A 2,013-nucleotide genomic window follows, 5' to 3' on the forward strand; every position below is an offset into this window, starting at 1 on the left:
GCCGTGCAGGCGGGCGGCGGTGTGCTGGGCGAGGGCCCAGGGGCCGCCCGCCCAGTCCTCGGAGGCCCATGGGGAGTCGGGCCGGTGGCCCTTGTGCCGGCAGGCGTCGGCGACCATGGCGGCGGCGGTCTCCCGGATCCTCGGCAGCAGCCGCTCCAGCATGCCGATCCGCAGGTCCGCCGGGGCGGCGGCCCAGGAGCCGGCGCCGGCGCGCAGTTCGGCGAGGGCGTGGTCGAGGTGGTCTGTCCCGGCGGGGGCGGGAACGGTGGGGTCGGGCACGGTGCTCCTCGAAGTGGGGTGGTGGTGGCGGGAGCGGTCGGGTTCAGGCGGAGCGGAGGCGGGTGATGTCCCGGGCGGGGTCGACGAGCAGCGTGGCGGCCGCGCCGAGCAGCAGCAGGAGACCGGCGATCCGGACGGCGAGGCCGTAGCCGGCGCCGCCGTGCAGATCGACCAGGTGGCCGGTCAGGACGGGGGCGGCCAGGCCGGCGGTGGTGACGACGGCGTTCATGAGGCCGAGGGCGCCGCCGCGGCGGTGCTCGGGTGCGACTTCGGCGACCGTGGTCACCGCGACGGTCACCATCGTGCCGCCGAGGCCGAACGCGGCGATCAGCAGCGGCACGGTGGCCGCGGAGTGCGGCACCGCGGGGAGGGCGAGGCAGGCCAGTGCGGAGACCAGCAGGACGGCCCCGCCGACGCGGGCCCGGGCCCAGCGGCTGGCGACGCCCCGGCGCAGCAGTCGGCCGGTCAGCCAGGCCTGGCCCAGCAGGGCGAGCGTGTTGACGGCCCACAGGGCGGCCACCAGATTCGCCGTGGCGGTGTCGGAGTAGCCGAGGCCGTCGTGGAGGTAGCTCGGCACCCAGACCAGCAGCAGTGCGGTCATCCAGTAGGTGCCGAAGTAGGCGGCCGTGCTGCCGATCCAGGTCCGGGTGGCGAGGATCCGCCGGTAGGACGGGCCGGCGGGCGGCGCGCCGATCGTGTCCGGGGCCGGATCCCGGTGCGGCCGGTCGGTGTCGGCGGTGAGGCCGTTCTCCCGTCCGGCGAGGGTCCAGACGACGGCCCACAGCATGCCCGCGACGGCGACGGCGCCGAACGCGGAGCGCCAGCCCAGGTGGTGGACGACCCAGGTCAGCCCGGGCGCGGCGACCACCACGCCCAGGGTGGTTCCGGCCATCACCAGCGCGCCCGGCAGGTTGCGCCGCCGGTCGGGGAACCAGGAGAGGGCGGTGTGCTGGGCGACGGGGAAGGCGGGTCCCTCCGCGGCGCCCAGCAGGATCCGCGAGGCCACCAGCAGGGCGGCACCGCCGCCGAGGGCCATGGGCGCCTGGGCGAGCGACCAGAGCAGCACCATGGCCAGCAGCAGCCGGCGCGGCCGCACCCGGTCGGAGAGCAGGCCGACGGCGGCGCCGGAGATCGAGAACAGCAGGAAGAAGGCGCTGTTCGCGAGCCCGAAGGCGGTCGCGGACAGGCCGAGCTCGCGGCGGATCGGGTCCGCCGCGAGCCCGAGGACGGACTTGTCGGCGAAATTGATCATCATGAAGACCACCAGCAGGCCGGTCACGGTCCAGGCGCGGCGCCCGGGGTCGGTGGCCGGCAGGGCGGTGGTTCTGACGTCGGTGTCGGTCATCGGGGCTCCGCGGGGGTGGCGGCCGGCAAGGGGGGTGGGGGCGTCCCGGGTCAGGTGAGCGGGCCGCCGGCGACGGCGATCCGCTCCATGACGCGCCGCTGCGGGTAGTAGTCGCTGATCGCGTAGTGCTGGGTGGCGATGTTGTCCCAGATCGCGATCGAGTCCGGCTGCCAGCGGAAGCGCACCTGGAACTCGGGGATCCGCGCCTGGAGGCCGAGCAGGTGCAGCAGCTCGCGGCCCTCCGCCTCGGGCAGGCCGGCGATGCGGGTGGTGAACGGCTCGTTGACGTACAGGGTCGGGCGGCCGGTGCGCGGGTGGTCCACCACGACGGGGTGCTCGACCGGGGGCAGCACCGTCCTGAGGGCGGCGATCTGCTCGGGGGTCATGAA

The 2,013-nt window shown here is 75.7% G+C and carries 2 protein-coding genes and 1 pseudogene; all 3 read right to left on the bottom strand.

What is annotated here, in order from left to right; all coding sequences use genetic code 11:
• Positions 1–279 (bottom strand): annotated as a pseudogene (locus ABZ641_RS34945) (aldehyde dehydrogenase); the annotation flags it as partial.
• Between the two features lie 43 nt (positions 280–322).
• On the bottom strand, positions 323–1,624 hold the full coding sequence (locus tag ABZ641_RS34950; protein WP_359988411.1) for an MFS transporter: 1,302 nt from the start codon (positions 1,622–1,624) through the stop codon (positions 323–325).
• A gap of 50 nt (positions 1,625–1,674) precedes the next feature.
• Positions 1,675–2,013: TauD/TfdA family dioxygenase (locus ABZ641_RS34955; RefSeq protein ID WP_359988413.1), on the bottom strand; the 339-nt coding region annotated here is incomplete at its 5' end.

This window comes from Kitasatospora sp. NPDC007106 (genome assembly GCF_040634455.1).
Taxonomy (GTDB): Bacteria; Actinomycetota; Actinomycetes; order Streptomycetales; family Streptomycetaceae; genus Kitasatospora; species Kitasatospora arboriphila.